Here is a 25510-nt window from a genome sequence, read left to right on the forward strand (position 1 = left end):
GTAATGTGTTATGGTCTGAAAATCCTCCTCAGAGTCAAATACTGTTTAAATAACAGGGGGTGAAACTAAACACGCCCTTCTGCCCAGAAAGGCTTAAAAGCATTTGATATGACATATGTCATGAAGGTGATAATATGAAAAGTGTGAAAATCCTCGATGGAGTTTACTGGGTCGGTGTTAAAGATTGGGATAGGAGGATATTCGATTCCCTGATCCCCCTCCCGGAAGGCACCTCTTACAACGCTTACCTTGTGGTCGGTAATGAAAAGAGCGCTCTCATAGACACGGTAAACCCGGGTTTTGAGAGGGAACTTGAGGAAAAAGTCAATGAGATACTCCCCCTTGAGAAGATAGACTACGTGGTCATGAACCATGCTGAACCTGATCACGCGGGTGCAATACCCTACATAATGGAGCGCAACGGGAAGGCTCTTCTCACCACAACGGAAAAGGGAAAAGAGCTCGCGAAAGCATACTACAATGTGCCTGATGAGAGGATAATGGTCGTGAAGGACGGTGATGAGGTAAACCTCGGAGGCAAAACGCTCCGCTTTATAGAGGCTCCATGGCTTCACTGGCCGGAGACGATGTTTACCTATCTCGTTGAGGACAAAGTGCTGTTTTCATGTGACTTCTTCGGTGCTCATACTGCCCACGGCCTTTACGATGATGAGGTTCCCTCTATAATCGAATATGCACAGAAGTACTTCGGTGAGATCATGATGCCCTTCTCGGGCATGGCTAAGAGGGCCATGGAGAAGCTCAAAGGGCTGGGGATCAAAATGATAGCCCCAAGCCACGGCCCCATCTACAGAAACCCGAAGAGGATTCTAAAAGCCTGCGAAAGCTGGGTGAAGGGGGAGACTAAGGAGAAGGTGCTTGTAGCTTATGTGAGCATGTGGGGCTCCAACAGGGAGCTGGCGAAGGAGCTGGCTGACCTGCTCGTGGCAAGGGGGATTGATGTTAAGGTTCACGACCTCGTGAGTGCTGACATCGGGGAGCTCGCAAAGGACCTCGTTGACTCAAGGGCCATAGTTCTGGCAGCGCCCACTGTGCTCGGGAGTGCTCATCCACTCGCCGTTTATGCCGCCTACCTCGTGAAGGCCCTAAGGCCTCCGGCAAAGTATGCCGTCTTAATAGGCTCCCACGGGTGGCACGGGAGGAGCATAAATGCAATACTGGAGATTCTGAAGGGGACAAGTTTTGAGCTACTTGGGAGTGTTGATGTTCATGCGAGACCAAAAGAAGAGGATTACGAAGCTCTTTACAGTTTAGCTGACCTCTTGGCGAAAAAAGTTAGGGGTGAGTGAAATGACCGAACTTTTGAACAACCGCGAATACAAGAAGGAACAGCTCAAGAAGCTCCTCCTCAGGATACACGAGGGAGAGAGCGTTGAAAAGCTCAAGGAAGAGTTTAGAGCAGTTTTGAGCAACATCTCTCCGCTTGAGATACCCCTCATCGAGCAGGAGCTTGTGAAGGAGGGAATTTCCGCCAGGGATATAGCCAAGATGTGCGACCTTCATGTCGAGCTGTTCCGTGAAGCAGTCAAGGGAACCGAAGAACTAGAAGAGAAAGATTTGCCTGAAGGTCATCCACTTAAGATCCTATACCAGGAGAACAAGGAAATAATGAAGGACGCTGAGATGCTCAATCTCTATGCAAGAACTTTGGCAACAACAAAAGACGAACGTATGCGTAAAGAAATCCCAGGCGTTCTGGAGGAGATAGTAGACAACTTGAGAATGGTCGGCTTCACCCACTACAACCGCGAGGAGATGTTGATATTCCCGTACATAGAGAGGAGAGGCCTGACTGCCATAGCCACAGTCCTCTGGACGAAGCACGACGAGATAAGGGCCATGATAAAGCAACTTGCAGAGCTTTTGAGAAAGAGAGAGGAGATGCCCTGGGAGGAGTTTGTGGAGAAATTCAAGGCAAAGGCCGGTGAAGCGGCCTTCGCTTTGAGTGACATGGTTTTCAGGGAGAACAACATCTTCTACCCAACGCTCAAGGCTCTCTTAAGCGAGGGCGAGTGGAAGGCAATAAAGATGCAGGAAGATGAAATCGGCTACTACAAGGTAAAGCCGCCGGAGTGGGATCCGGGTGAGGACGTTAAGCCCCTCCACCCCTGGGAGATAAACCCCGAGCTGAGCGTTGAACAACTCCTTACCCTCCCGAAGGAAGTCCAGCAGGCCCTTAGAGGTCAGCCTTTAGAGTTCGATAAAACCCAGCTAAAGCGTGAGGGAGACATAGACCTCGGAACGGGCTATCTGAATTTAGAAGAGCTAAAGGCGATCTTTGAGGCGCTCCCTGTTGACGTGACCTTCATAGACAAAGACGATAGGGTTAGGTTCTTCTCACCCGGAGAGAGGATTTTCACGAGGACACCATCGGTGCTCGGAAGGCCGGTTCAGCTCTGCCACCCGCCGAAGAGCGTTTACGTCGTCAACAAAATCCTCAAGGCCTTCAAGGAGGGAAGAAAGAAAGAGGCTACTTTCTGGCTCAGACTCGGCCCAAAGTACGTTTACATCAAGTACGTACCGCTGTTCAACGACCATGGCGAGTACATAGGGACGCTTGAGATGACGATGGACATAGCACCCTATAAGAAAATAGAGGGTGAAAAAAGGCTTTTGGATTGGAGGGATTGAGATGTTTGTAGTTAAAGCTGAAGAAGCTGAGAGGATAGAGAACCCCTACGGTGCTGACGTTAGAGCCCTGCTCAAGAGGGAGAATGCAAAGGTAATGCTTGTCACTTTAAACCCAGGAGAGGCTTTAGAGAGGCACACAACGCCTGTTGATGCGTTTATTTACATCATAAAGGGAAAAGCCCTCGTGGAGGTTGGGGAGGAAAGCGAGGAAGCTAAAAAAGACGTCCTAGTCTTTCTTCCAAAAAATATTCCTCATGCCGTCAGGAACGCGGGCAGTTTACCTTTGAAATTCCTCGTGGTAAAGCTCGGATAGACTTAAGGTGACAACATATGAGGCGCGACTTTGCTCAAGCCTTTGCATCATTTGCAGGGATTCTTGATACATCTTTTATGATGCCCATTATTGCCCTCTATGCAATTTCTCTCGGAGCAAGTCTACCTCAAGCCGGTATCATAGCAGCCCTCTACAGCATAGCCGCCATACCAGCTAGCATCATTGCAGGTCTTTTAGTAGATCGCGTAGGGAGAAAAAGAACGCTCACCTTAGGTCTTATGTGGGATGCTTTCGTTGTTTTTCTTTATGGGTATGTAAGTAGCTACCACCAACTCGCAATTCTGAGGGTACTTCATGCGTTTGGTGGTAGCCTTGTTTTTCCAGCCCTTTTTGCCATGGCGAGGGAATCAGATGGCGAAGGAAAAAACAATATCGTAAAGGTTTTATCTTCCATGGCACTTGCTATAGCAATAGGTTCAGCGACGGCAGGTGTTCTAACGGCAAGGCTTGGGTACAAGGCATCATTTGCAATCTTAGCATTCATAATAGGCCTTTCTGCGCTAATAAGCACAACCTTGCCCGAAACTTTGGGGGAGAGATCCTCTGAAAAGGGAGTAAACTCATGGAGACTGCTTGGAGAGTTTAAGTACAATGTCTTTACAGGCCTCTGGTTGATATTTTTCCTTTATGTAGCACTGGGCATTATGGTCGGGGGTCTTGCCTCCAGTCTCGTGAAAGGAGAATTAGTGGATGAACGTTCCGCCAGAATGATAACGGGAATCGGCTTTGGGTTCTCATCCATTGTGGCATCGGTTTTCTTCTTTATACATGGGAAGATGACGTTAAAAGCAGGCCCTCAAAAAGTTGCAGCTTACTCATCGATAATATCTTTCTCTGCCTTTTTGCTGGGAATCGTGGTTAGAACTCCCGGGCTACTGCTTGGTACATTAGGGGCTTTTGGAATAGCGCTTTCGGGTCTTATGCTCGCCAGCACCCTGCTTGTTACGGAGGTGCCTAAAGAAGTTAGGGGAACTTCTGTAGGTCTGCAACAAGTGTTTAACATAGTTGGTGTGTCAATTGGAAGTCCTATTGGTGGTTTTATTGCCCTTGTAGGAACTAAACTGGTCCTGCTCTCTGCGGGCTTTGCCGTTTTCATCGGAGGAGTCGGAGTATTTTTAATGGACAAATTGTTAAGAAGATTTGGTGATGAAAATGTTACCTGATTCCAAGATATTTGAGAAAAGAATAAACCGGTTCCAGGAGCTTTTGAAGAGGGAAGACATCGACGGTGCCGTAATAAGGACACTCTCGACTTTTGTTTACTTCACCGGCACGAAGTGGCTTAGGCCAGCCCTTTTAATACCTCAAGAGGGAGAACCAACCGTAATCGTTGCCAAAGGGGAAGCCGAACTCTTCAAACAGAGAAGCTGGATCGAAAACGTAATAGAGTTTCAAAAAACGGAAGACCTCATGGCCAATGTAACTATCTGGATAAAGAGAAATGGTTACAGCAGAGTTGGCATGGAGTTCAGCGTGGAGAGAGACGCATACATTCTCTTTTATGAACTCTTTAAAAAGCTCAACCCCGATGTAGAGGTTGTGGACGTTAGAGGACTTTCAATGGAGCTTAGGATGATTAAAGACAAATGGGAGCTGGAGAATATAAGAAAGGCAGGAAAAATAGCTGTGAAGGGAATGAAAGTTGCGGAGGATGAGATAAAACCTGGAAAGACGGAGCTTGAAGTTGCTGCTGAGATTGTGAGAGAGTTAATGCTTAACGGTAGCGAGGAGCCAAAAGTCTACGTTTCAGCAACTCCAAGGGCACATGCAGAGCCCTTCAAAGATGTTAGGATTAGGGAGGGAAGTGTTGTCTCAGTGGTAATAGGCGCCGACTGGAACCACTACTACGCAAACATAACTAGGTCTTTTCCAGTGGGAGAAATAAGTGAAAGGGCAAAAAATGCCATAGCGGCTATGGAAGAAGCATACATAACTTCTGTAGAGAATACAAAGCCCGGTGTGAGATTTGCCCAGGTGGAGCGGGAGATTGAGAAGATCTACACTTCTAAAGGCCTTAAGGAGTACTACATAACCGGCTACACTCATGGCGTTGGACTTCTCATCGAGGAAGACCCGATAACGACGATAGTTGTCCCACACAGGGCGATGGAGGCTAAGGAAGGTATGGTGCTCGCCATGGTTCACGCCCCTCTGATGATAGCGGAAGGGGCAGTAAAGAAGGAGGACACTTTCATACTTGGCAAAAAGTTAGAGAACGTGACAAAATATTAAAAATCAGAAAGCTCCAGTGCCAATTCCGCAGATCTTTGCAAAAGGACAGATGGAGCAGTCCTCTGTGTATGGCTTTAATGGGGGCTCACCTTTAACTGCTTTCGTTATTTCTTTTGCCTTCTCCATGTCTTCATCGTCCCCTTCAAGGACGAGTGTTACACTTCCTTCCGCTCCTCCAGCGCCGCCAGCGGCTATTGGGATTGCATCAACGTTGGCAAGTATTTCGTAGGCTTCAACTTCGGTTATAGGGATTGCGTGGGGAATAGGTACCAAAGCGGAGTATAGCCCTGTTCCCCAGTCAAATGAATGGATTCCAGTTATCTTTGCGCTTACTTCCACAGGCGTTGGAGTGAACTTCTCGAGGCTGATTGGGGTTATGGTTAATACTCCCTTGGTTATTGTCCATCCAAAAGTTCTGCCGATTGTTCCCCCGTCTGGAGCGGCTGCAAAAACAGCCACGTTCCAGTTGACGTCAATGGCGTTTGCTCCCTTTATATACACGTCCTCAGGTCCCATCTCCTTTAGCGCCTCTACCGGGTCACCCTCAAAGGGCTTTCCCTTGTAGAGAACAAGGTGTTTTGGCCAGGTATTCTTGGCTGTTACACAAGTTCTCCCCTTACTTACCGTCCCCACCGTCCATTTTTCCTTCTCAATTTTCTCGCCAAGAATTTCCTCGGCTATGTAAGCGGCTGTGGTTCCGGTTGCTATGTAAACGTACCCGTTTTTGAGGGCGTTTTGGACTTCCTCCATAGCAACAACGGCCTTGGCAATCAAACGTTTGCTTTCAGATGGAGTAAGAGTCACGAGAGCTCTTTGCATGAAAATCACCTCATTAAATTTTGCATCTTAACCTTATTAAAATTGTGGAAAAGAAACTAAAGAGAGTCTATGACACTTCTAACGTCCTCAAGGGGCTCCCTGATAACGTCAACTATATCTTCAGCGGTGTTTATGGCTATGTAGACCTCCCCGTCCTTCTCGTAGAGGAGAACCGGGCAGGGAGCGAAGGAGCCGATTTCGTACTCCACCTTTGTCATCTCGTAGAACTTCTTCGGGTTGCAGACGTAGAGGATTCTATAAGGCTCCATCTCAACACCGAGCTTTGCCTTAACGACTTCACTTGGTGTAAACTCAAGCACAACCTTGTAGCCCTTTTCCTCAAGCTTTGCCTTTAACTTTTCTTCAGCCTCTTTCAGGGACATTTCAACCTTTCTCCTGTATCTGAACATTCAACTACCCCCTTAAATTTTTGCGAACTTTTCAAATAGCGCACTCCAGAGCTTGAAGGGAGTTAGTTCGGTGAGCATTAGAACTCCAAAGATAATTATCAAAATCCCTAAAATCTTCTCCCATTTGGCTTTTTTCTCCACAGTTAAGCTTAGTCTGTTCGACAGGAGCTTTCCATTTATCCACTCGGCTAAATCCTTTGAGCTAAGGATTAAATAGAGGGTAAGCCCCATGCCAAGCCCGTAGATGCTCATGACAACTATTCCCTTTAAGACGCTTCCACTTAATGCCGCTGTAATAACGGCAAACCCAACGTATGGTGCTATACATCCAATCCATGTAGCTCCAAGTGCGGAGCCCAGTAGAAAGTCATAAACGTAGCCATTTTTCGACGAAATTCTATCTGCAGGAGAAGGCATGAATCTGAGAAGTTTTTGGTTAATGCCATCGCTTATCATCGACGCCCCGACCAGAATGAAACCCATGCCCCCTAGGAGGTATAAGGCCCCCCTAATCTGAGCGATGTAAGAGCCCAGACTACCTGCCAATGCCCCAAGCAAAGAAAAAGATACCACGAGACCCGTTATGACGATTTCAACCTTTCTCTTCGCAAAGAGAAGTGAAAAAGTTCCAACTATAAGGGGAAGGACACAGGGTGAAAATACGCTTAGAATTCCAGCCGAGAATATCGGGAGAAGCACTGCCAGACTGAGCTTTGTATCTTGGGGTTCCCTATCATGTGTTTCACTTTCAACGTTTTCAGTTAATGCGTTTTCCCCAGCGAAGGCATTAAGTTCGTCTCCAATTGCCCTCTTAACAAAAAACTCCAAACCGTCAGGGTTCAACGCTCCGATAGCCACGCCCTTTAGAACTTTCTCGCCATTTTCCACCTTGAATATTACCATCGTTGGCGTCCCAGGAATTCCAACGTTTACTCTCTCTCCGGGCTCTCTGGGAGTGTAATATCCCATATTGTCCGGCTGAATAACGAGAACCTCATCGTAAACTAAATATTGAAGGTTTGTTAATGCTCTCCCTTTGTACACGTCAATAGACACCAAATTTACGCCCCTCAAGACTTCCTTTGCCTTTTGTGTCGGGAAAACATTGGTTTTCATATAATTACAGGCTGGACAGGTCTCCGAATGGTAAAAGATAAAGAAATACTCTCCTTCATGGGCTGAAAGTAACGCCTCAAGCTCCTCCTCATTTGAGACACTGTAAAACTCCAAATCTCCATAAGCTACAATACCCGCACTCACTAAGCTTATGAAAGTCCCAAACACAATCAGGAACATAATGGGTTTTCTCACATTTTCACCCACCAAAAGAATCCGGAAAAATAATTAAAAGACTTTTCTTGAAGCATTTTTCATTAAAATGTCATTGGAACGTATCCTTTCTCCAAGTACTCTGCGATTATCTTTCCCACATATTCAACTTTGACGTATTTTTGAAGGGAAACTTCAAATCCTTCAAGCTCTGCTATCCTTTTGCACGCTATTGGGAGTTTTCCGAATTCATTTAGCTTTTCAATCCAAGGGATAAAGCGCTCATCTCCTTCCGCCACAGCTTTCTCTATTGGGCCGAAGAGAACGACCTCAACGTCCTCGACCCACCCGTGCTTTATTGCATTGGTCGCCCACATGAACCCTACGAGGGCTTTTTCATCAGCGCCCGAGATGATGACCAGTGCCTTTACCACCCTCATCCCTCCAGGGCCTTGAGGAACTCATCAAAGCTTTTCACGGAAATCTCCTTCTCTCCGGCTATGATGTTTATGTTCCCGCACGTGTACTTTGCGCAGAGCCCGATGCACTCCTCAACGCTGACTTCAAAGCCTCTCTCCTCAAGGGCATTTACGATATCCTCAAGCTTCTCCCCTGCACAGAACTTGCATACTTTTGCCTTCATAAGCATCACATAACAAACTTTGATAAAGATTTTATGGGGTTTATTTTTTCCAAAGTGAAAAATTCAATCGGGGAGGATTTTCATAATTTGAACAAAATAAAATGATTCATGAGCTACCAAATGTTTCTTTTAAATGCCTTACTCTAATTCTTCCCCAGGTGAAGCCGACTAATGCCGCGGTCATGTTCCCGAGCACGATACCAAGCCACACTCCTCTGAGACCGAGGTCCGTGTAGCTTGCGAAGAGATATGCAAACCCGATCTGCATGATAACCGTGCGGAATATCGTAAGTATCAGGGATTTTTCTCCTTCTCCTATTCCTTGGAACATCGCTGAAGTCATCATGCCGAAGGGTGTGAGCACGAGGAACACGGGCAACGTCCTAAGGGCTTTTATTAGCTCCTCCTTTATCACGAGAGCGGACTCAGAGTATGTGAACAGGTATGAAACCTGTGGAGCGAAGAGCATTATGAACGCAACAACGGCAAGCTCTATCATGAAGGCGAGCTTTATGGCATACAGGTAAGCTGTTTCAAGCTTCTGGATGTTTTTCTCCCCATAAGCCGCCCCGGTAACGGCCGTAGTTGCCGAAGCCATCCCGAGGATGGGGACTATCCCGAGCATGGTGACGCGCCACGCGCTTGTAAATACAGCGACTCCGTTCTCTCCTCCGGCCATAATTGCTATCCTGTTGAGGAAGAACATTGCTATGGACATCGTGAGCTGGGCAAGGGAAGCCGGAATCCCAACGCGGAGGATGTCCTTGAGGATTTCCCGGCTTGGGGAGAACTCTTTCGGGGAGATATCAACGTAAGTGTCCTTCTTGATGAAGAGCCAGTAGGCTATGAAGAGCGAGGTTATCACCATCGAGACCATTGTGGCGTAGGCAGCTCCAACGACGCCGAAGTCAAAGGTGTAGATGAAAACCGGGTCAAGGACTATGTTGAGGCCGGAACCGAGAACCATGGCATACATTGCCCTGTTTGCATCCCCTTCTCCCCTCAGGATGCCGTTACCCACGTTGTTGAAGACAACAACCACTGCCCCCGCAAGGAGAACGCGGGAATACTCCACGGCAAGCTCGACGGTCCTTCCCCTTGCCCCCATTGCCATGAGAATCTCATCAATCAGGGGCAACGTTGTGAGGGCTATCACAATTCCAACAATCAGGCCGAGAAGGACGGAGTGGGTGGCAACGTTGTCGGCACCTTCCTTGTCCCTTGCACCGATCCTTCTCGCTATTGCAGAACTCGCACCTACCCCAAGGCCCGCGGCGAGCGCAATTATTCCCATAAAAACTGGGAAGAAGAGGCCTACTGCCGCGAGGGCTTCGGGACCGAGTCCCGACACCCATATTCCGTCTGCAAGGTTGTAAATGGTCTGGACGGACATGCCTATCATCATGGGTATCGAAAGCCTTACAAGGGCTTTTTTAGGATCCCCTCTCAGAAGCTGGACTCCTTTGGTGGCTTTTTCACTCACCTTTGTCCCTCCAATCATTTTATTGCTTTATTTCTCAGGTTATCTTCCGCAGGACCTTTCGTTGCGGTTTAGAGAACGGTTATCATTTTGCAAAACTTAATTCAGCTTTTAGTTAGTTCTATTCGGCAACAACGCACAGTATAAAAGATACTTCACTTCCTTTTAAGCTTGATGCTTGAGGATATAGTACTGTCGGAGCAGTTGTCCCCCTCTGCAAAAAAGCTTTTTAGTAGCTACTCCCAAGTAATTATCGGTGATTTCAATGCCGATAATAATAGTTGAGGGTCCCAAAGCTGATGAAGATACCAAAAGAGAGCTTGTAAAGAGGCTTACTGAGGTGGTCAGAGAGGTTTATGGAGTCCACCACGTGAGCGTGGTTATCCACGAGAATGAAACTGAAAACGTTGGCATCAATGGAGAGCTTCTCTCTGATGTCCTGAGGCATAGAAAGGCTCAGGGCGGAAAGTCTTAACCCTCCGAGCGTGAGAAAATGAAAGTCCTTGTTGCTTTTTATTCAAGGGATGGACATGCCAGAGAAGCGGCAAGGAGAATCGCAGAGGATCTGAATGCTAATCTTGATGAGATAATCGACAGGAAGAACCGGAGAGGGATATTTGGGTTTCTTAGAGCCGGTTATGATGCTACTATGGGCAAGACAACGGACATTGCCTTTGAAAAAGACCCCTCTAACTACGACCTAGTGATTCTTGGTGGTCCAACATGGAACGGCAAGGTGAGTCCCGCAATAAGGACGTACTTGCTTCAGAACAGAGACAAAATAAAGAGAGTCGTGTTTTTCACTACCTGTGCCGGAAGATCTGGGAAGTGCTTGGAGCAGATGGAAGAGCTCTACGGCAAAAAGCCGCTCCTCAAGAAGGTCATCATTAACAAAACGTTTGACGAAGATATACGGGAGCTCATAGAAGAGCTAAAACGCCTGGTACGTTCCACATTTTGAATCTCTTTCCTAACTTATTGTGGTTACTTTTTCCATCTCAAAGCCCATTCATTTGACGCAATGGTTATAAAAATCCCTGGAAAATTTCGTTCTTAGGTGATTGGGTATGATAGGATGGATTGGCCTTGGACATATTGGAAGGGCAATGGCTGAGAGACTCTCGGAGGAGTACGAGCTTATCGTCTGGAACAGGACAATAGAGAAAGCAAAGGGTTTCACGAATGTCGCCAGAACACCAGAGGAGGTTGCCGAGAAGGCAGATGTGATTTTCCTCTCGCTCTACGACAGCAACGCTGTGTGGGAGGTCTCCCAGAGGCTTTTGAAGTCCAACTTAAGCGGAAAGGTGATAATAGATACCACCACGAACCACCCTGAAAAAGTCCTAGAGTTCCACGAACTTTACAGGAACGCCGGGGCATCTTACCTCGAAAGCCCGGTGATTGGGAGTGTCATTCCGGCTAGAAATGGTCAATTAACTATCCTTGTAAGCGGTGAGAAGGGAGCGTATGAGAGGGCTCTCCCATACCTCCGGCTGCTCGGTAAGAAGATATTCCACTTTGAGGAGCCCGGGAAGGCAACGAAGCTCAAGCTGATAAACAACTTCGTTCTCGGAGCGTTCATGGCGGCTCTGGGTGAAGCTATCTCCCTTGGAGAAAAGGCAGGAATTCCAAAAGAGGAGCTGATAGAAGTCCTTGAGAGCGGAGCGGGCAACTCGGTGGTGCTGAAAGCGAAAAAGGAGAAGCTCCTCAAGGAGGACTACTCGACGCACTTCTCCGTCAGAAACCTTGTGAAAGACCTCTCCTACACCCACGAGCTTGCTGTCAGCGCGAAAAAGGCAACACCGATGAACGCCCTGGTCAGGGAGCTCTACAGACTTGCCTTTGAAAGAGACCTTGAAGAACTGGATTTCTCGGTGATATACAAGCTTCTCAAGGAGCTTTAATTTTGAAACAATTAAATTCATAAACCGCTTTCCCTACTTTTTTCGGTGAGAGAAATGATGGACTTTTCGAGACATTTCCCCATTATAGGTATTGAAGGGCAGAGAAAGCTGAGCGAGAGCAAAGTGGCGGTTGTAGGAGCGGGAGCTTTAGGGAGTTGGGAAGTTTATTTCCTCCACAAGCTCGGTGTTGGAGAGATAATCGTTATAGACAGGGATTTCGTTGACGAGAGCGACCTGCCGAGGACGGTCTACACGAAGGAAGATCTCGGGAAGCCGAAGGTAGATGCGTTAAAGGAAAAGTTTGGGGTTAAAGGCTACTTTGAAGATTTGAACCCCTCAACAGTTAACCTTCTCGATGAAGCTGACCTGATAATAGATGGAACCGACAACATCTACACGAGACAAGTTATAAACGATTACGCAATCAAAAACAACAAACCGTGGATTTATGTTGGGGTTTTAGCCACATACGGGAACATAATGCCAATAATCCCCGGTAAAACTGCATGTTTTAGGTGTTTTATGCCAAAATTGCCCTCAAGGCCCATGCCCACCTGTGCAATAGCTGGAATCATGAGCTATGTACCGCCTTTGGCAGCGTCAATAGCTGTTGGCATTGCAGCAAAGATTTTGCTGGGAGAAGAGGTCAAAAGCGAACTCATATTCTTCGATACAAAGAGCCTTGATTTTGAAAAAGTTGAGATGCCGAGGAGAGAGGACTGTCCAGCATGTGTAAGGAAAGAGCTCACTTTCCTAGAGAAGAAAATTAAAATAGAAAGGCTTTGCGATGGCTCGATTCAGGTAACTCCTCCGGAAAAAATGGATGTTAATTTCGACGAGCTTGGAAAACAACTCGAAAAGCTCGGCATTGAATACCTAAAAACTCCCCAGTTCATTCAGTTCGAGGATGAGGACTATGAAATACTGATCTTCAAAAGCGGGAGAATGGTAATAAGGGGAGCTGAAGAAGAGAGAGAAGCAAAGAATATCTTTGCAAGATACCTGGGTGGTTGAAGTGATAATCGTAAGGTACGGCGAGATAGCTATAAAAGGCGGAAAAAGAAGGGATTTTGAGAGGAAACTGGCTGAAAACATCGAGAAAGTCCTCAGAAGAAAGGGGATAGAAGGGACAGCTAAGGTAATAAGGGGAAGGATTCTGGTTGACGCTCCTGATGAAGCAACCAAGATAATCGCCAAAGTCCCCGGAGTCGTTTCGGTATCCCCAGCAAGGGTTATGGACTACGATGAAGTGCCAGCGTATCTCAGGGAGGCCCTTAGAGGGTTTAATGTAAAGAGCTTCAAGGTTGAAACCCAGCGACTGGATAAAACTTTCTTGAAAACTTCAGTGGAGGTTAATAAGGAGCTAGGTGCTTTTGTTGTTAAGGAATTTGGCTGGAAGGTGGATTTGGAAAATCCCGAGCTCGTGATAGGGATTGAAATAATAAATGGGAAGGCTTACGTTTTCTTTGAGAAAATTAGGGGCGTTGGCGGGTTACCTGTCGGAACGCAGGGAAAAGTTGTTGTTCTCTTGAGCGGAGGAATAGACTCACCGGTGGCAGCTTTTTTAATGCTCAAGCGCGGAGCGGAGGTAGTTGCGGTTCACTTTGACCAGGGAAAGAACGCAAAGAAAGTTGTCGAAAAAGTGGTGGATATCCTTAATGATTATTCCCCGGAGCCGATAGAGCTCATTGTGGAAAACCACTTCGAGATTCTCAAACCCTACGTCGTCACTTTGAACAAGCTCCACAGAAGAGAATGGACATGTGTGGTCTGTAAAGTTGCCATGCTGAGGAGGGCGGCTGAGATAGCGAAAGAAAAGGGCGCCCTCGGAATAGTAACGGGAGATTCCCTTGGTCAGGTTGCCTCTCAAACCCTAACGAATCTCTACTTTGAGACTATGAGCGTGGATTTTCCAGTTCACAGGCCTCTTCTGGGATTTGACAAAGAGGAGATAGTTGCCATAGCAAGGAAAATCGGCACCTACGATGCCTTCCTTGAATACCCATACTGTGACTGCCCCTTCAGACCTGAAAGAGTTGTCACACAGGGCAAATTAGAGGAATTCGAGAAAATCAGGAACGAATTGAAAAAAGAAGGAATAATTTGAACCAAATACTTAAATAGTTGGAAAACCAAATCAATTTGGTGATGAACATGCTAAGCGAAAAAATGTTAAAAGCCCTGAATGAGCAGCTCAACAAGGAGCTGTACTCGGCCTATCTCTACTTTGCCATGGCCGCCTATTTTGACGATCTGAACCTTGAGGGCTTTGCCAACTGGATGAAGGCCCAAGCCGAGGAAGAAATGGGCCACGCATTGAGGTTCTACAACTATATCTACGACCGGAATGGGAGAGTTGAGCTTAGTGAGATTCCAAAGCCCCCAAAGGAGTGGGAGAGTCCAATAGACGCTTTTGAAGCAGCTTATGAGCATGAAAAGTTCATAAGCAAGTCAATTCACGAGATTGCCGCACTCGCAGAAGAGGAGAAGGACTATCCGACAAGGGCGTTCTTAGAGTGGTTCATCAACGAGCAGATTGAGGAAGAGGCAAGCGTAAAGAAAATACTCGATAAGCTAAAGTTCGCAAAGGACAGCCCGCAGATTATATTCATGCTCGATACAGAATTAGCTGCAAGAGCTCCAAAGCTCCCGACTATCTTAATGCAGGGCGGGGAGTAATTTCGTTCTCCTTTTGCTCCTTTCTTTCATTCTAGATATCTTCTCTAATCTCCGGGAATTCGTTTAGATTTCATTCGGTGTTCTTTCAAGCCCAAATTACTCACTTCTGTGTAGAAAACTTTTAAAAGCATTTTTCCTTACCCAAAAATGTACCGATAATGGACGGTGATGGTCATGTTGAAAGTGGATAACTTAAGGGTCAAAGTGGAAGACAAAGAAATCCTAAAGGGCATTTCTCTCACCGTTGATAAGGGAGAACTTCATGTCGTGATGGGACCAAACGGGAGCGGAAAATCCACCCTTGCTCTAACCATAGCGGGCCATCCTAGATATCAGGTTATAGACGGAAGAATACTCTTCGAGGGAGAAGATATAACCAATCTGCCTCCCGAAGAAAGAGCTAAAAGAGGAATTTTTCTAAGCTTTCAGCACCCGATAGAAGTGGAAGGCGTCAAGGTGATTCAGTTTCTGCAGAGGGTTTTGAAAAACCTCAAGGGCCTGGACGAGATACAGGCTTACGAGCTCATCTTTAATGCCGTTCAAGAGCTTGGGCTTGACGAATCAATGCTCGCGAGGTTTTTAAACGTTGGATTCTCTGGTGGAGAGAGGAAAAAGCTCGAGATGCTCCAGGCTTATCTTGTGAAGCCGAAGCTCCTCATCCTGGATGAGCCAGACAGCGGAGTTGACGTTGATTCCCTGAAGATGATAGCGAGTGTCATAAACAAGCTCCATGAAGAGGGCACGTCCGTTCTGCTGATAACTCACTACGGAAGAATCCTCGAACACCTTAAGCCAAACAGAGTTCACGTTATCAAGGAAGGAAAGATAGTGGCATCAGATGGAGTTGAGCTGGTAAAAATGATAGAGGAGAAGGGTTTTGCGGCGGTGGAGGAGTTATGAGCGAGCACTCCAAGCTTGAAGAAATATTAAAGGCCGGTTCCCTCGAAGAAATACTCGGCACCGCCGTCCCATATCCCAAGGAAATCGAACTTAAAGGGAAGATAAGCCGAGAAACTGTAGAGGAGCTCTCGAGAATAAAGAACGAGCCGGAGTGGATGCTTAGGCACAGGCTAAAAGCTCTGGAGCTTTTTGAAAAGCTCCCCATGCCAAAATGGGTAGTGGGAATAGAAGAGCTTGACCTTGAGAGTTTCTCCCTCTACTCCAAGCCGGAGCTTGAGAGAGAAGTAAAGGACTGGGACGATCTGCCCGAAAACATTAGAAGAACATTCGAGAGGCTCAACATCCCGGAGATAGAGAAGAAGTTCCTCTCTGGCCTTACAGCTGTTTTTGACAGCGAGAGCGTCTACTCCCAGCTCAAAGAGGAGTTCGAAAAGAAGGGCATTATCATGCTCCCAATGGAGGAGGCCGTAAAGAGGTACCCCGACCTGGTCAAGAGGTATTTCGGAAAAGTCTTCCCGCCGGGAGATCACAAGTTCTCAGCTCTCCACCACGCGCTCTGGAGCGGTGGGGCCTTCGTCTACATTCCAAAAGGCGTTAGAGTTCCCTTCCCGATAGAAGCGTTCTTTGTTATAGGGTCTGCCCTTGAGGGGCAGTTTGAGCACACCCTCCTTATAGCTGACGAGGGAAGCTACGTTCACTTCATAGAGGGCTGTAGCGCCCCAATGTACAAGGGATTCTCCTTCCACGACGGTATGGTGGAAATCTATGCCCACAAAAACGCCACGGTGAAGTTCACCACAATACAGAACTGGAGCAGGAACGTCATCAACTTCAACAACAAGCGCGCCATAATAGAAGAGAACGCCTACGTAGAGTGGATTGAAGGGAGCATAGGGAGTCACATAACCTACACTTACCCATCGAGCGTCCTCAAGGGTGAAGGTGCGAGGACAGCCCAATACGTGGTCTCGCTCAGCAACGGGCCTTACCTCAAGGACACTGGGGCTAAAACTTGGCACCTCGCTCCAAACACCAGTTCGAAGATAGTCTCCAAGAGCATAAGCGCCAATGGTGGAATAAACATCTACCGCGGTCTCGTGAGGATAGCAAAAGGTGCAAAGAACTCGACCGCCACAGTCTCATGTGATTCTCTCATCCTCGACGAGAAGAGCAAGGCTTATACCTACCCGCACAACCAGAACGACGAGCCTTCAGCAAGCATAATCCACGAGGCAACAACCGGAAGGCTCAGCGAGGACAAGCTCTTTTACCTCAACTCAAGAGGTATAAAAGAGGAAGAAGCCAAGAGCCTCATAGTACTCGGTTTTATCAGCGAGATTCTTGAGGGGTTGCCGTTCGAGTATGTGGAGGTTCTCAAGAAAGTCATAGAGCTCGAATTCAGCGAGGTTGGGGGTGTTGGATGATGTGTTCTTCTGGATTCCCCAGCGGGCACTTTAATATGCCGAAAATAACCCTGGAAGTCCTTGAAAAGCTCACCTACCAGAAGTATGGTGACAGCCCTACAATAAAGAGCTACACGAAATGGAATCTCTTTGAAGAAAACTCGCCCCTCAAGCTCCCGACCGAAGCGAAGGGTGAAGATGTGGGAATCAATGCCAATGTGATTTTCTCCGGAAGCGAGTCAAAGTTTGACCTTCCAGAGGGCGTTGAGCTTGCGGAAGGCACGCTCGGTCTTTCCCAACCGGAGGAGTCGAGGATTCTGGGCTTCCATTTCTATGCTCTCAAAAAAGCTTACCGGCTTAGGATAACCAAGAACCTGCTTGAGCCCTTTGTAATAGTTTCACATCTTTCTGAAAACGCCTTCATAAGCCACCACCTCAGCATCGAAGTGGAAAACGCCAATGCACCCATAATAATCTACGATCTCTCTGAAAACGGTACAAAGTCCCTTGTGGTCGAACTGAGGCTCAAAAACGCCGAAGCGGAAATCCTGACCGTTGGGAACCACAAGGCTCTGTCACACTACCTCCTCAGGGCTACACTCGGCGATGGATCGAAAGTCAGGGCTTTCACGGTAGTTAAGGGCGGAAAGATGAGCCATCACAGGGAGGACTACTCTCTTGAAGGCACTGGGAGTGAGCTTATCCTAAGGGGAATTCCCATAGGGATAGGCTCGGCAGTTGATTATCTCACCAACGTCCTCCAGTATGGAGAAGGAAGCAAAAGCGAGACGAGGGTGAACGGCTACTCCTACAGGGGAGGATGGGTCGTGCACAGAGGCGTGGCGAAGGTTTTCGAGAAGGCCAAAGGTTCATCGAGTGAGGTCAGCTCCCATGTCATCATAATGGATGAGGGCTCCCTCGGCGTCAGCGTGCCGATGCTTGAAGTGGATACTGGAGAGATAGAGAACGCATCCCACTCATCAAGCGTTGCCCAGTTCGATGAGGATGCCCTCTTCTACTTACAGTCTAGAGGATTAAGCAGAGAAGAGGCTCTGAGGCTTTTCGTGCACGGCATCGGAGAAGCCTTGAGCGACCACTTAGAGAAGCTAAAGTCAAAGGCGAGGAGCAACGTAATAACCCTCGTTGAAGAGCTCCTGTGAGCACAGTTTGCTTTTATTTACTTTTTACATTTTTCTTTCGAAAGCCTCGTCCTTCACGGCGGGGAGCAGTCAGCCTTTAAACTTTTGCACCTTCTACGAAATTGCGCCTTTGACTATACGTGGGGTTAATATCTGCTACACTTTTCCACTTTGAAATTATACCTCCCCAATTCTGCACTTTTGAAGGGCCAAGGATGAGTAGGGTTCGAAAACATATATTCTGTACGAGAATCGCTTGTTTGTACTTCATTAATCAAACCTCAAAGGTTTGACAAACATCATGTTCAATAAAGCTCCTGGGAAATTCCTAACCAAGAGTCAGAGATTTCAATTTGGCAAAGGTAAAATTAATAAGCCACCCGATTTATTTTAGGTTAGCCTAAGAATTTGGAGGTGGAAGAATGAATGTTGGAGCGTTCCTCATCACGTTTAGGGAAGCACTTGAGGCGGCCATAATCGTGGCCATCATAATCGCATACCTCAAGCGTACCGGAAGGGAAAAGCAGATCAAGGACGTGTGGACTGGGGTCGGCCTTTCCGTGCTCGCCAGCGTGATCCTCGGCGGTGCGATCTTGAAAATCTACGGGGGGCTTGAGGAGAAGGAGCTCTTTGAAGGAGTTGCCTCTTACTTGGCTGTTATAGTGCTAACGAGCATGATCTACTGGATGGCCACCAAAGGAAGGAATATTAAAGCCGAAATAGAAAGCAAGGTAAGCAAGGCCATAAACCCCTTCGCTTTAATAGGATTCACCTTCATAGTAGTTTTCAGGGAGGGTCTTGAGACGGTGCTATTCCTTACGCCTTTCGCCACCCAGGACTTGGGAGGAACTTTAGCGGGGCTTATAGGTGGTGTCATCAGCGCTTTGGTTTTAGCATACCTAATCTATGGGGTAGGAATGAGAATAAACCTGAGGACGTTCTTCTACTACAGTTCTATACTGCTCGTGTTTGTTGCCGCTGGATTAGCCGGCTACGGAACCCACGAGCTCATAGAGTGGGCTGAGGAAGAGGGAATGCACCTAGGCTTTATTGAAGAACCTGCCTACGACCTCGGCATTCCCAAGGAGAGCGTGTTCCACCACAAGGGAGCTATTGGTTCAATCTTCGCGGTGCTCTTCGGCTACTCAGTGAAGATGGAGTGGGGAAGGGTGATAGTTCAGTTCGGCTACCTTATAGTGGCTCTCTATCTTGTCTTGAGGGCATATGGCAAAGAACCTTCCTTAGCTCCAAGGAATTCCAGATTAAAAAGCACTGGATGATCCTCTTTTATCCATTTTTGTCCAAAAACGTATAAAAAGGGTGAACCGTAATTCAAGCTTGGTGAGGAAAATGAATGTGAAAGAATTCAAGAGGATAGCTCTCGTTGGAGCAAGCAAAAACCCTGCTAAGTATGGGAATATAATATTGAAGGATCTCCTCAGCAAAGGCTTTGAAGTCCTTCCAGTGAATCCGAATTACGATGAGATTGAAGGCGTGAAGTGCTACAAAAGCATCAAAGAGCTCCCAAGGGATGTAGATGTCATAGTCTTTGTAGTTCCACCTAAAGTAGGTTTGCAGGTGGCGAAGGAGGCTGTTGAAGCAGGCTTCAAAAAACTCTGGTTCCAGCCTGGAGCCGAGAGTGAGGAGATAAGGGAATTTTTAGAGAAAGTAGGGGTGGAATACAGTTTTGAAAAGTGCATAATGGTCGAGACGAGCGACAAAAAGATGTTCCTGGAGGTGTGAGAGTGTTTTATTACGTGAGAAAGTTCGAGGAAGACCTTGACTTCCTATGGGAGCGCTTCAAGAAGAGGCTTGAAGAGGAAGGTTTCCTTCTCATAGGGGAAAGGATTCCTGTGGCGATAGTGGAAAGAGAGGACGGCATTGTCGCGGACTATCATCTCCTATTCATATGTGACAAAGAGCTCGTGGCAGAGCTTGTGAAGATAGACCCAAATATAGGGGCTTTGCTCCCCTGCACGGGCTTTGGCTACCGCAGAGAGGACGGAAACTACCTCGGCGTTACTTTGCCCAGTGTGGCATGGAAGATAGCAGGGGAAGAAGTAGTTAAGCTCATGAAGCCCATGGAGGAAAGGGTTATCAAAATTATCGAGTCCCTGTAATTTCAATTTTTAAAACTTTTTTGATTACTTTTCCCACTTTGAAAAAGATAAGGGCAATAAATGTTCTATTCTAAGGTAATTCTGGTGATGGCAAAATGATGAAAGCTATATTGAAAATACCTAATATGAGCTGCCAGCACTGCGTTATGAGGATAAGCAAGGCAATTGAGAGTGTTGGAGCTAAGGGAGAGATCAGCCTTGAGAAGAAGACTGCCGTTGTTGAGTTCGATCCTGAAAAGACAAGGCTTGAAGACATTGTAAGGGCAATAGAGCGATACGGCTACGAAGTTGAGGTGGAGTAAATGCCCATTGATCCGGTATGTAGAATGGAAGTTAGTGAAGGAACTGAACTTAAAGCAGTATATAATGGCAAAGTTTACTACTTCTGCTCCCCTGAATGCAAGGCTGAATTTGAAGCTAACCCGGAAGAATACATTAAAGGGGAAGAGATGGAACACGAACATGGAAAGCATTCCCACGAACATGGCCACAGAAGACATGGATGCTGCCACTGATCTTTTTCGCCCTTAATCTTTTGGTGCACTAGAATCAGATTTTTTGTTAGTGGAGGTACAACATGATGAACGAATACGATTTTGTTATTATTGGAGGCGGAGCGGCGGGCTTTGCTGCGGCTTTAAAAGCGGATGAGCTTGATGTAAAGACTCTCATGGTCAACCGAGGCCCGATTGGAGGGACGTGTGTAAACGTTGGCTGTGTTCCTACTAAGTATCTCCTAACCGCCCTAGAACTTAAGAAAAGGGCGTTAGTGAATCATTACTCCGGCTTAGGCTTCACCCTTAAGGAGTTTGACTTTAGAAAACTGCTGGACGGAAAGGATGAACTCGTAAAAAAGCTAAGGAGAGAGAAGTATGAGAAAGTTCTGGAGAGTCTAGAGCACGTTGACTATATCAACGGTTCAGGAAGGTTTAAGTCGAATCATAGAATTGTAGTAGATGGTAGGGAGATTAAATTTAAGAAAGCTCTCATAGCAACGGGTGCAAAGCCAAGAATTTTAACTATAGACGGTGTTGAAGACGTTAAGAACAGAATTCTGACCCATATTGAGGCACTTGAACTTGAAAAGGCTCCCGACTCAGTTGTAATCATCGGTGGGAGAGCCCAAGCCTTATAATTCGCCCAGATCTTTGCGAGGGCCGGGAGCGAGGTAACTCTTCTGCAGAGAAGCATAAGGATAATGCCCACAGCTGAGCCTGAACTGGCAATAGAGCTTGAGGACATTCTAGGTGAGGAGGGGGTCAATATAAACACTTCCGTGAAGATAAGACGCCTTGAAAGAGCTGGAGAGGGAGTTAGAGTCCATGCTGAAGTGAGGGGGAAAAGAGAAGGTGTTTGAAGGACAGTACGTTTTCTTCGCGACTGGGAGGAGTCCAAATACTCACGGTTTGGGCCTTGAGAACACTAATGTGAAAACCAACGAAAAGGTGGTTGTGGATGAAACGCTGAAAGCAGGCAAAAACATTTACGCAGCTGGAGATGTGGTAGGCGAACCTATGTTGGAAACGGTTGCCGCTAAGGAGGGGTTTACTGCAGCAACAAACGCGTTAGAGGGCAAGAATATTAAAATTGACTATAGAGTTGTTCCAGAGGTTGTATTCACTGATCCACAGCTTGCAAGCGTTGGATTGACTGATGGAGAAGCTCAAAGGATTACAAGATGCTCATGCAGAACGGTAGAGATCTCGAACGTCCCAAAGGCATTGATCCTGGGTGAAGAAAAGGGCCTGATAAAAATGGTCGTTGATGCAAAAACGAAGGAAATCCTTGGGGTTCATATCTTAGCTTACAACGCCGCTGAGATGATCCATGAGGCCGCTGTGATAATTAGGAACAGAATGACTATAGATGAGGTTATAGACACTCTTCACGTCTTCCCGACGATGAGCGAGGCAATAAAGCTTGCCGCACTTTCCTTCAAAGGAGATATATCAAAAATGCCGTGTTGTGCCCTCTAGCGTCAATTCTTCTTTGAAAACCCCGATCCCTAAAGACCAAAATGTTAAGCTCGTTAAAGCGATTTTCCACTCACTTAATGGCTCATAAAGTGAGTGAATTAGGTATGCACAGCTTGTCGTCGGTAAAAAGAGAATAATTTTGTGGGCAAAGTTTGGAAGAACTTCAATGGGATAGTAAACTGGGGCGAAGACCGTTAAAGCTGTTAGGGTGATGTTCGAAACTCTCATTATAACTATCGGCTCCTTGAGCTTCACACTTATGTAGAGTCCAACGAAAACACTCCAAAGCCATAAAAACACTAAGAGAAGGATTATTTGAACTATTCCCGAGAGAGAAAGTCCCCTCACGCAGGTTAAGGTAGCAATGAGAACAACCAAGTAAGGCAACGCGGGAATGCTCATCCCTACTGAAATTCTAAGGCCGAGTTTCAGCGAATGCACTGGGGGTCGAGAGTACATCATAAAACTTTGAGCGCGTCTTCATTTCTGCTATCTCTATGGTCAAGTCAGCTATTCCAATGCCTGTGACAAAGCTAATCATTCCCCCAATGAGTGCCGTTGGGAAAAGCTTTCCACCGCTCACGACGGTTAAGAGAAAGATAAAAGAGAGTGGTCTAATGGCGAAGCTTATAAGGGAAGCCCTGCTCTTCGTGAGGGCCTTGGCGTAGTACTCGATTACGCTAATCATCAGACCACCCCAGCAGGAACAGGTCTTCAATTGTAAGTTCTTCAATTTTGAAGGGCACTCCTCTGGAGATGAGCGATTCTGTGAGTTCTTCAAGCTCGCTTTCGCTTTCCGGATAAACAAAAGTGTATTTCCCTGCTTTTTTGACAGCATATTCTCCTACGTCCGCGTACTCAAACAGCACAACTTTCTTCCTAAAGCGCGGCAAGTAGTGCTTTACGATATCCTCGGGCTCCCCCTGGAGCAGTATCCGCTTGTCAAGCAGAATTACCTCGTCGCAGACCTTTGAGACCTCATCTATATAATGACTGGTCAGAAAAATCGTTGAACTTTTGGTTTTCTCTCTTAAAATCTGCCAGAGTTCGAACCTCGCCGAGGGGTCTAAGCCGACTGTAGGCTCGTCCAAGAAGTACAGCTCAGCGTCGAAGGAAAGGACCATAGCAACCAGCGCTTTTCTAACCATCCCGCCCGAGAGCTCTACCATTGGCTTGTCGGCATAGCTTATGTTGAATTCTCTTATAGCTTCACGGGCTTTTTCTTTTGCCTCTTGCCTCTTCAGCCCGCGCATTCTAAGGTAGTGGTAGATATACTCAAAAGGTGTGAGGGTGTAGAAGTGGGCTTTGACCTCCTGAGGTAGAAGGGAAATTCTCTTCCTTATTTCAGTGCTCCCCTTTCCCACTTCATGGCCCAGAACGTAGGCTTTCCCTGATGTAGGCTTGAGCTGAGTAGTTAAAATTTTTATTAAAGTCGTCTTTCCAGCCCCCATTTGATCCTATTAGTCCAATTATCCTATTTTGCCCTACGCTAAAGCTTAAAGAGTCGAGTGCTAATGTTGAGTCATAGCGTTTAGTTAAGCGGTGAGCTTTTATTGCGTAAATTAGCCATTAACTCCCTAATGCTATTAGTAGACGAAGATATTTTAATATTTTTGCATACAAGAGCATTGTGGTGATTTCAGAGGACGTCAAATTTTGACGGTGTATAGGGTTCTGTTTCTGCGAGAAGTTTAATGCTGAAACCGCTCAGTATATGATGGTTTCAGTCCTCTTCTCCTTCTTTTTCTACTGCCAAAAACTTAACCTTAACTGCTTATCATGATAATATTTACAACTTGAAGAAAAAATTTATAAGATTTGAAAACATAAAACATTATGCTATAATACAAGAAGTTTGTAAAGGGGGTCTCTCAATGAGGAGAAAACTCTTAGGTTTACTGTTGGGGTTGTTAGTGTTGGTTTTGGTGGGGACTGCCCAAATGACAGTAGCAGAACCTACTAACCAAAAGGAAATAAGCCCAGAACAGGTAGTATATTTCAAAGACATCACCATAACCTTGCACCTTCAAGTAGGTGATGCCGGACACATTTACACAGCCTCTGGAACGGCTGAGGATGGCAAATTCTATGCTTATGCCAAGCTTGATCTTATACACTGCTCAGAGTATGCATGCCCATTATATCTTGAGTGGGATGGTCCCAAAACTATTCCCGTCGAAATTTCTGATGTACCTCTACCACTTCCTATGACATTTCATTCCATAAAAATTCAAGCATATGATGCATTTGACAAATCTTATTTTGACTGGGACTACTTTTCTTTAAATCCGGATGACCGTTCGGGGCATGTCACAATAACTTATGCTGGGAGAGTTAATACTCGGATTGACATTAAGATAACATGGACTTATTGGACGGCGATATTATGATGGTTGATTACTTCATATCCTTTAGTTTTTTGTTAATCGTCTTCTGGGGGTTTAAGAAAGAGTTTAACTCTTACTACTCAGCCTTAATTTCAACCATCTTAACATTAATCATCCCGGGGTTAATTTTTAATGTGATTGACAGATTATTCCTCCTTAATAACGTAGTCAGGCTGGGAGTGTTGGTTTTTTTAGTAAGCATTGGCGCTTACACATCCATTCAGCTATTCTCACTCAAACAACACCAAAAGAATTAGAATCTCATGATATATAGTAGTTTGGGGGCACTTGCCATGATAAGCCCTCAGGAAGAAAACTCTAAAACCTTTCAGTCACAATAGGTGGATGAGCCAATGCGAAATACCAAAAATCATCCATACGAAGACTGATATGAGGATAAAGCACGATGAGTTATAACATGCACCAAGAAGAGCAATACTACAATCCACACAGTCAACAGTACAAAAGTTGAAGGAGCAACAAGCTCAGGAGCTATCCAAATCACTACTGGCACGTATGCGAGGTAATAAAAAGGAAGGAATGTTGCAATACTTTTTAGTGGCTCAGGATAAAGGTATAAGGGAACAAATCCTCCAGAGAGTATTAACTCAACAAATTGATATATTCTTGTTATACCTACTATTTTACCAGTCCATACAGAAGCTAAGCCGAGTAGAGAGCTTATTAAAAACTTGATAGTAGAGGAGGCCAACAAAACTAAGAAAGCTACCAGAATATGTTCAGTGTCAAATTTTAAACCAAGTTTTATCGCAATAGGAAAGTAAACAATGAGGTAGACCGGTATAAAAACAAGGTATCTTACATAACCTTCAATGGCATAATTAAGCAGGGGAGAAATTGGCTTAGAGAGAAGTACATCAATTCTGCCCGTAAATATATCTCTAGAGAGCTTTCCAGAGATATTTAATGCTGAGATTGCATTATCATAGATAAGGAGAAGAGCATAATAAGCAATCGTTACGTTAAGTGTAGGTATATCTGTTTTTTGAGAGAAGGTTCTATAGACATAGCTCCAAAAAGCTACAAGAAAGAGAAATTGTATGGGAGCAGAAACAAACCCTATTAAAAAATCCCGCCTATACGTCTTGAGCTTCTCAAAATGAACCTGTACAAGAGTTTTCACCACTGCGAGCTTCATACAC

At 46.1% G+C, this 25510-nt stretch carries 31 protein-coding genes and 1 pseudogene; 22 read left to right on the forward strand and 10 right to left on the reverse strand.

Features of this window, described 5'->3' with window-relative positions; all coding sequences use genetic code 11:
* The first annotated feature begins 134 nt into the window (after positions 1–134).
* The 5 genes from GBV73_RS01450 to GBV73_RS01470 are packed head-to-tail and all read left to right on the forward strand — an operon-like array spanning position 135 to position 5218.
* Positions 135–1310 (forward strand): FprA family A-type flavoprotein, encoded by a 1176-nt coding sequence (locus GBV73_RS01450; protein WP_152878819.1) that lies wholly within the window; start codon positions 135–137, stop codon positions 1308–1310.
* A 1-nt stretch (position 1311) separates the two neighbouring features.
* Positions 1312–2652, forward strand: a complete 1341-nt coding sequence (locus GBV73_RS01455) for a DUF438 domain-containing protein (RefSeq protein ID WP_152878820.1) — start codon at positions 1312–1314, stop codon at positions 2650–2652.
* Position 2653: 1 nt separating this feature from the next.
* Positions 2654–2965 (forward strand): cupin domain-containing protein, encoded by a 312-nt coding sequence (locus GBV73_RS01460; RefSeq protein WP_152878821.1) that lies wholly within the window; start codon positions 2654–2656, stop codon positions 2963–2965.
* Between the two features lie 17 nt (positions 2966–2982).
* Complete coding sequence (locus GBV73_RS11265; protein WP_225807296.1) at positions 2983–4149, forward strand: MFS transporter; 1167 nt, start codon at positions 2983–2985, stop codon at positions 4147–4149.
* Positions 4139–5218 (forward strand): Xaa-Pro peptidase family protein, encoded by a 1080-nt coding sequence (locus GBV73_RS01470; protein ID WP_152878848.1) that lies wholly within the window; start codon positions 4139–4141, stop codon positions 5216–5218. Before GBV73_RS11265 ends, GBV73_RS01470 begins: the two co-directional genes overlap by 11 nt.
* A gap of 3 nt (positions 5219–5221) precedes the next feature.
* On the opposite strand, the gene GBV73_RS01475 is transcribed toward GBV73_RS01470, so the two are convergent.
* From GBV73_RS01475 to GBV73_RS01500, 6 genes are all read right to left on the reverse strand, one after another.
* Positions 5222–6037, reverse strand: a complete 816-nt coding sequence (locus GBV73_RS01475; RefSeq protein ID WP_152878822.1) for a hypothetical protein — start codon at positions 6035–6037, stop codon at positions 5222–5224.
* A gap of 56 nt (positions 6038–6093) precedes the next feature.
* Positions 6094–6447, reverse strand: coding sequence for a DUF302 domain-containing protein (locus tag GBV73_RS01480; RefSeq protein WP_152878823.1), 354 nt, complete (start codon positions 6445–6447; stop codon positions 6094–6096).
* A 12-nt stretch (positions 6448–6459) separates the two neighbouring features.
* Positions 6460–7758 (reverse strand): cytochrome c biogenesis protein CcdA, encoded by a 1299-nt coding sequence (locus GBV73_RS01485; protein WP_371716966.1) that lies wholly within the window; start codon positions 7756–7758, stop codon positions 6460–6462.
* A 62-nt stretch (positions 7759–7820) separates the two neighbouring features.
* Positions 7821–8156 carry a hypothetical protein gene (locus GBV73_RS01490; RefSeq protein WP_152878824.1) on the reverse strand — a complete coding sequence of 112 codons (336 nt, stop codon included), beginning with the start codon at positions 8154–8156 and terminating at the stop codon, positions 7821–7823.
* Positions 8153–8359 carry a hypothetical protein gene (locus GBV73_RS01495; protein WP_152878850.1) on the reverse strand — a complete coding sequence of 69 codons (207 nt, stop codon included), beginning with the start codon at positions 8357–8359 and terminating at the stop codon, positions 8153–8155. Before GBV73_RS01495 ends, GBV73_RS01490 begins: the two co-directional genes overlap by 4 nt.
* A 106-nt stretch (positions 8360–8465) precedes the next feature.
* Entirely contained in the window at positions 8466–9842 is a 1377-nt protein-coding gene (locus GBV73_RS01500) for an MATE family efflux transporter (protein ID WP_371716967.1), read from the reverse strand.
* A 262-nt stretch (positions 9843–10104) separates the two neighbouring features.
* On the opposite strand from GBV73_RS01500, the gene dmpI reads away from it, so the two are divergent.
* The 16 genes and pseudogenes from dmpI to GBV73_RS11225 all read left to right on the forward strand — a co-directional run bounded on the left by dmpI (position 10105) and on the right by GBV73_RS11225 (position 21960).
* Complete coding sequence (gene dmpI / locus GBV73_RS01505) at positions 10105–10314, forward strand: 4-oxalocrotonate tautomerase DmpI (RefSeq protein ID WP_152878851.1); 210 nt, start codon at positions 10105–10107, stop codon at positions 10312–10314.
* Positions 10315–10332: 18 nt separating this feature from the next.
* A complete protein-coding gene (locus GBV73_RS01510) occupies positions 10333–10800 on the forward strand; it encodes a flavodoxin domain-containing protein (RefSeq protein WP_152878826.1) in 468 nt (155 codons plus the stop codon).
* A 106-nt stretch (positions 10801–10906) separates the two neighbouring features.
* A complete protein-coding gene (locus GBV73_RS01515) occupies positions 10907–11743 on the forward strand; it encodes an NAD(P)-dependent oxidoreductase (protein ID WP_152878827.1) in 837 nt (278 codons plus the stop codon).
* A gap of 54 nt (positions 11744–11797) precedes the next feature.
* Positions 11798–12757 carry a ThiF family adenylyltransferase gene (locus GBV73_RS01520; RefSeq protein ID WP_152878852.1) on the forward strand — a complete coding sequence of 320 codons (960 nt, stop codon included), beginning with the start codon at positions 11798–11800 and terminating at the stop codon, positions 12755–12757.
* A 1-nt stretch (position 12758) separates the two neighbouring features.
* Complete coding sequence (gene thiI, locus GBV73_RS01525; protein WP_371716968.1) at positions 12759–13850, forward strand: tRNA uracil 4-sulfurtransferase ThiI; 1092 nt, start codon at positions 12759–12761, stop codon at positions 13848–13850.
* 47 nt (positions 13851–13897) lie between these two features.
* Positions 13898–14422 (forward strand): ferritin, encoded by a 525-nt coding sequence (locus GBV73_RS01530; RefSeq protein ID WP_042699698.1) that lies wholly within the window; start codon positions 13898–13900, stop codon positions 14420–14422.
* A 174-nt stretch (positions 14423–14596) separates the two neighbouring features.
* Positions 14597–15322 (forward strand): Fe-S cluster assembly ATPase SufC, encoded by a 726-nt coding sequence (gene sufC / locus GBV73_RS01535; protein ID WP_152878853.1) that lies wholly within the window; start codon positions 14597–14599, stop codon positions 15320–15322.
* Positions 15319–16746, forward strand: coding sequence for a Fe-S cluster assembly protein SufB (gene sufB, locus GBV73_RS01540; RefSeq protein WP_152878829.1), 1428 nt, complete (start codon positions 15319–15321; stop codon positions 16744–16746). Before sufC ends, sufB begins: the two co-directional genes overlap by 4 nt.
* Positions 16746–17885 (forward strand): SufD family Fe-S cluster assembly protein, encoded by a 1140-nt coding sequence (locus GBV73_RS01545; RefSeq protein WP_172967184.1) that lies wholly within the window; start codon positions 16746–16748, stop codon positions 17883–17885. Before sufB ends, GBV73_RS01545 begins: the two co-directional genes overlap by 1 nt.
* A gap of 401 nt (positions 17886–18286) precedes the next feature.
* Positions 18287–19144: an FTR1 family protein gene (locus tag GBV73_RS01550; RefSeq protein WP_152878830.1), complete on the forward strand. Its 858-nt coding sequence runs from the start codon at positions 18287–18289 to the stop codon at positions 19142–19144.
* Between the two features lie 70 nt (positions 19145–19214).
* Positions 19215–19607: a CoA-binding protein gene (locus tag GBV73_RS01555; RefSeq protein WP_152878855.1), complete on the forward strand. Its 393-nt coding sequence runs from the start codon at positions 19215–19217 to the stop codon at positions 19605–19607.
* Between the two features lie 2 nt (positions 19608–19609).
* Entirely contained in the window at positions 19610–19984 is a 375-nt protein-coding gene (locus GBV73_RS11520; protein WP_087037022.1) for a DUF302 domain-containing protein, read from the forward strand.
* Positions 19985–20079: 95 nt separating this feature from the next.
* Positions 20080–20286: a heavy-metal-associated domain-containing protein gene (locus tag GBV73_RS01565; RefSeq protein ID WP_152878831.1), complete on the forward strand. Its 207-nt coding sequence runs from the start codon at positions 20080–20082 to the stop codon at positions 20284–20286.
* Entirely contained in the window at positions 20287–20499 is a 213-nt protein-coding gene (locus tag GBV73_RS01570; RefSeq protein ID WP_004067992.1) for a YHS domain-containing protein, read from the forward strand.
* Positions 20500–20564: 65 nt separating this feature from the next.
* Positions 20565–21341 (forward strand): annotated as a pseudogene (locus tag GBV73_RS11215) (FAD-dependent oxidoreductase).
* The gene (locus GBV73_RS11225) at positions 21334–21960 is read left to right on the forward strand and encodes an FAD-dependent oxidoreductase (protein WP_216643931.1); all 627 of its coding nucleotides are present in this window, start codon (positions 21334–21336) and stop codon (positions 21958–21960) included. Before GBV73_RS11215 ends, GBV73_RS11225 begins: the two are co-directional and overlap by 8 nt.
* Here GBV73_RS11225 and GBV73_RS01580 read toward each other — a convergent pair.
* Genes GBV73_RS01580 through GBV73_RS01585 form a run of 3 tightly spaced genes read right to left on the reverse strand, consistent with a single transcriptional unit; the run spans position 21934 to position 23411 of the window.
* Positions 21934–22401, reverse strand: a complete 468-nt coding sequence (locus GBV73_RS01580) for a hypothetical protein (protein ID WP_238981950.1) — start codon at positions 22399–22401, stop codon at positions 21934–21936. The genes GBV73_RS11225 and GBV73_RS01580 overlap by 27 nt on opposite strands.
* Entirely contained in the window at positions 22376–22648 is a 273-nt protein-coding gene (locus GBV73_RS11280) for a hypothetical protein (RefSeq protein ID WP_238981949.1), read from the reverse strand. The genes GBV73_RS01580 and GBV73_RS11280 overlap by 26 nt, the downstream gene beginning before the upstream one ends.
* The gene (locus GBV73_RS01585) at positions 22641–23411 is read right to left on the reverse strand and encodes an ABC transporter ATP-binding protein (RefSeq protein ID WP_172967180.1); all 771 of its coding nucleotides are present in this window, start codon (positions 23409–23411) and stop codon (positions 22641–22643) included. The genes GBV73_RS11280 and GBV73_RS01585 overlap by 8 nt, the downstream gene beginning before the upstream one ends.
* A 345-nt stretch (positions 23412–23756) precedes the next feature.
* Here GBV73_RS01585 and GBV73_RS01590 point away from each other — a divergent pair, with 345 nt between their 5' ends.
* The gene (locus GBV73_RS01590; RefSeq protein ID WP_172967181.1) at positions 23757–24350 is read left to right on the forward strand and encodes a hypothetical protein; all 594 of its coding nucleotides are present in this window, start codon (positions 23757–23759) and stop codon (positions 24348–24350) included.
* Positions 24351–24717: 367 nt separating this feature from the next.
* On the opposite strand, the gene GBV73_RS01595 is transcribed toward GBV73_RS01590, so the two are convergent.
* Complete coding sequence (locus GBV73_RS01595) at positions 24718–25506, reverse strand: ABC-2 family transporter protein (RefSeq protein WP_042699671.1); 789 nt, start codon at positions 25504–25506, stop codon at positions 24718–24720.
* Between the last annotated feature and the right edge of the window lie 4 nt (positions 25507–25510).

Source organism: Thermococcus sp. 101 C5, assembly GCF_009372125.1.
GTDB lineage: Archaea > Methanobacteriota_B > Thermococci > Thermococcales > Thermococcaceae > Thermococcus_A > Thermococcus_A bergensis.

What these genes read in the sequence shown, in the direction of transcription:
- GBV73_RS01450 (WP_152878819.1), top strand. Translation starts at nt 135, where the DNA reads ATGAAAAGTGTGAAAATCCTCGATGGAGTTTACTGGGTCGGTGTTAAA.
- GBV73_RS01455 (WP_152878820.1), top strand. Translation starts at nt 1,312, where the DNA reads ATGACCGAACTTTTGAACAACCGCGAATACAAGAAGGAACAGCTCAAG.
- GBV73_RS01460 (WP_152878821.1), top strand. Translation starts at nt 2,654, where the DNA reads ATGTTTGTAGTTAAAGCTGAAGAAGCTGAGAGGATAGAGAACCCCTAC.
- GBV73_RS11265 (WP_225807296.1), top strand. Translation starts at nt 2,983, where the DNA reads ATGAGGCGCGACTTTGCTCAAGCCTTTGCATCATTTGCAGGGATTCTT.
- GBV73_RS01470 (WP_152878848.1), top strand. Translation starts at nt 4,139, where the DNA reads ATGTTACCTGATTCCAAGATATTTGAGAAAAGAATAAACCGGTTCCAG.
- GBV73_RS01475 (WP_152878822.1), bottom strand. Translation starts at nt 6,037, where the DNA reads ATGCAAAGAGCTCTCGTGACTCTTACTCCATCTGAAAGCAAACGTTTG.
- GBV73_RS01480 (WP_152878823.1), bottom strand. Translation starts at nt 6,447, where the DNA reads ATGTTCAGATACAGGAGAAAGGTTGAAATGTCCCTGAAAGAGGCTGAA.
- GBV73_RS01490 (WP_152878824.1), bottom strand. Translation starts at nt 8,156, where the DNA reads ATGAGGGTGGTAAAGGCACTGGTCATCATCTCGGGCGCTGATGAAAAA.
- GBV73_RS01495 (WP_152878850.1), bottom strand. Translation starts at nt 8,359, where the DNA reads ATGAAGGCAAAAGTATGCAAGTTCTGTGCAGGGGAGAAGCTTGAGGAT.
- dmpI (WP_152878851.1), top strand. Translation starts at nt 10,105, where the DNA reads ATGCCGATAATAATAGTTGAGGGTCCCAAAGCTGATGAAGATACCAAA.
- GBV73_RS01510 (WP_152878826.1), top strand. Translation starts at nt 10,333, where the DNA reads ATGAAAGTCCTTGTTGCTTTTTATTCAAGGGATGGACATGCCAGAGAA.
- GBV73_RS01515 (WP_152878827.1), top strand. Translation starts at nt 10,907, where the DNA reads ATGATAGGATGGATTGGCCTTGGACATATTGGAAGGGCAATGGCTGAG.
- GBV73_RS01520 (WP_152878852.1), top strand. Translation starts at nt 11,798, where the DNA reads ATGATGGACTTTTCGAGACATTTCCCCATTATAGGTATTGAAGGGCAG.
- GBV73_RS01530 (WP_042699698.1), top strand. Translation starts at nt 13,898, where the DNA reads ATGCTAAGCGAAAAAATGTTAAAAGCCCTGAATGAGCAGCTCAACAAG.
- sufC (WP_152878853.1), top strand. Translation starts at nt 14,597, where the DNA reads ATGTTGAAAGTGGATAACTTAAGGGTCAAAGTGGAAGACAAAGAAATC.
- sufB (WP_152878829.1), top strand. Translation starts at nt 15,319, where the DNA reads ATGAGCGAGCACTCCAAGCTTGAAGAAATATTAAAGGCCGGTTCCCTC.
- GBV73_RS01545 (WP_172967184.1), top strand. Translation starts at nt 16,746, where the DNA reads ATGTGTTCTTCTGGATTCCCCAGCGGGCACTTTAATATGCCGAAAATA.
- GBV73_RS01550 (WP_152878830.1), top strand. Translation starts at nt 18,287, where the DNA reads ATGAATGTTGGAGCGTTCCTCATCACGTTTAGGGAAGCACTTGAGGCG.
- GBV73_RS01555 (WP_152878855.1), top strand. Translation starts at nt 19,215, where the DNA reads ATGAATGTGAAAGAATTCAAGAGGATAGCTCTCGTTGGAGCAAGCAAA.
- GBV73_RS01565 (WP_152878831.1), top strand. Translation starts at nt 20,080, where the DNA reads ATGATGAAAGCTATATTGAAAATACCTAATATGAGCTGCCAGCACTGC.
- GBV73_RS01570 (WP_004067992.1), top strand. Translation starts at nt 20,287, where the DNA reads ATGCCCATTGATCCGGTATGTAGAATGGAAGTTAGTGAAGGAACTGAA.
- GBV73_RS11280 (WP_238981949.1), bottom strand. Translation starts at nt 22,648, where the DNA reads ATGATTAGCGTAATCGAGTACTACGCCAAGGCCCTCACGAAGAGCAGG.
- GBV73_RS01585 (WP_172967180.1), bottom strand. Translation starts at nt 23,411, where the DNA reads ATGGGGGCTGGAAAGACGACTTTAATAAAAATTTTAACTACTCAGCTC.
- GBV73_RS01595 (WP_042699671.1), bottom strand. Translation starts at nt 25,506, where the DNA reads ATGAAGCTCGCAGTGGTGAAAACTCTTGTACAGGTTCATTTTGAGAAG.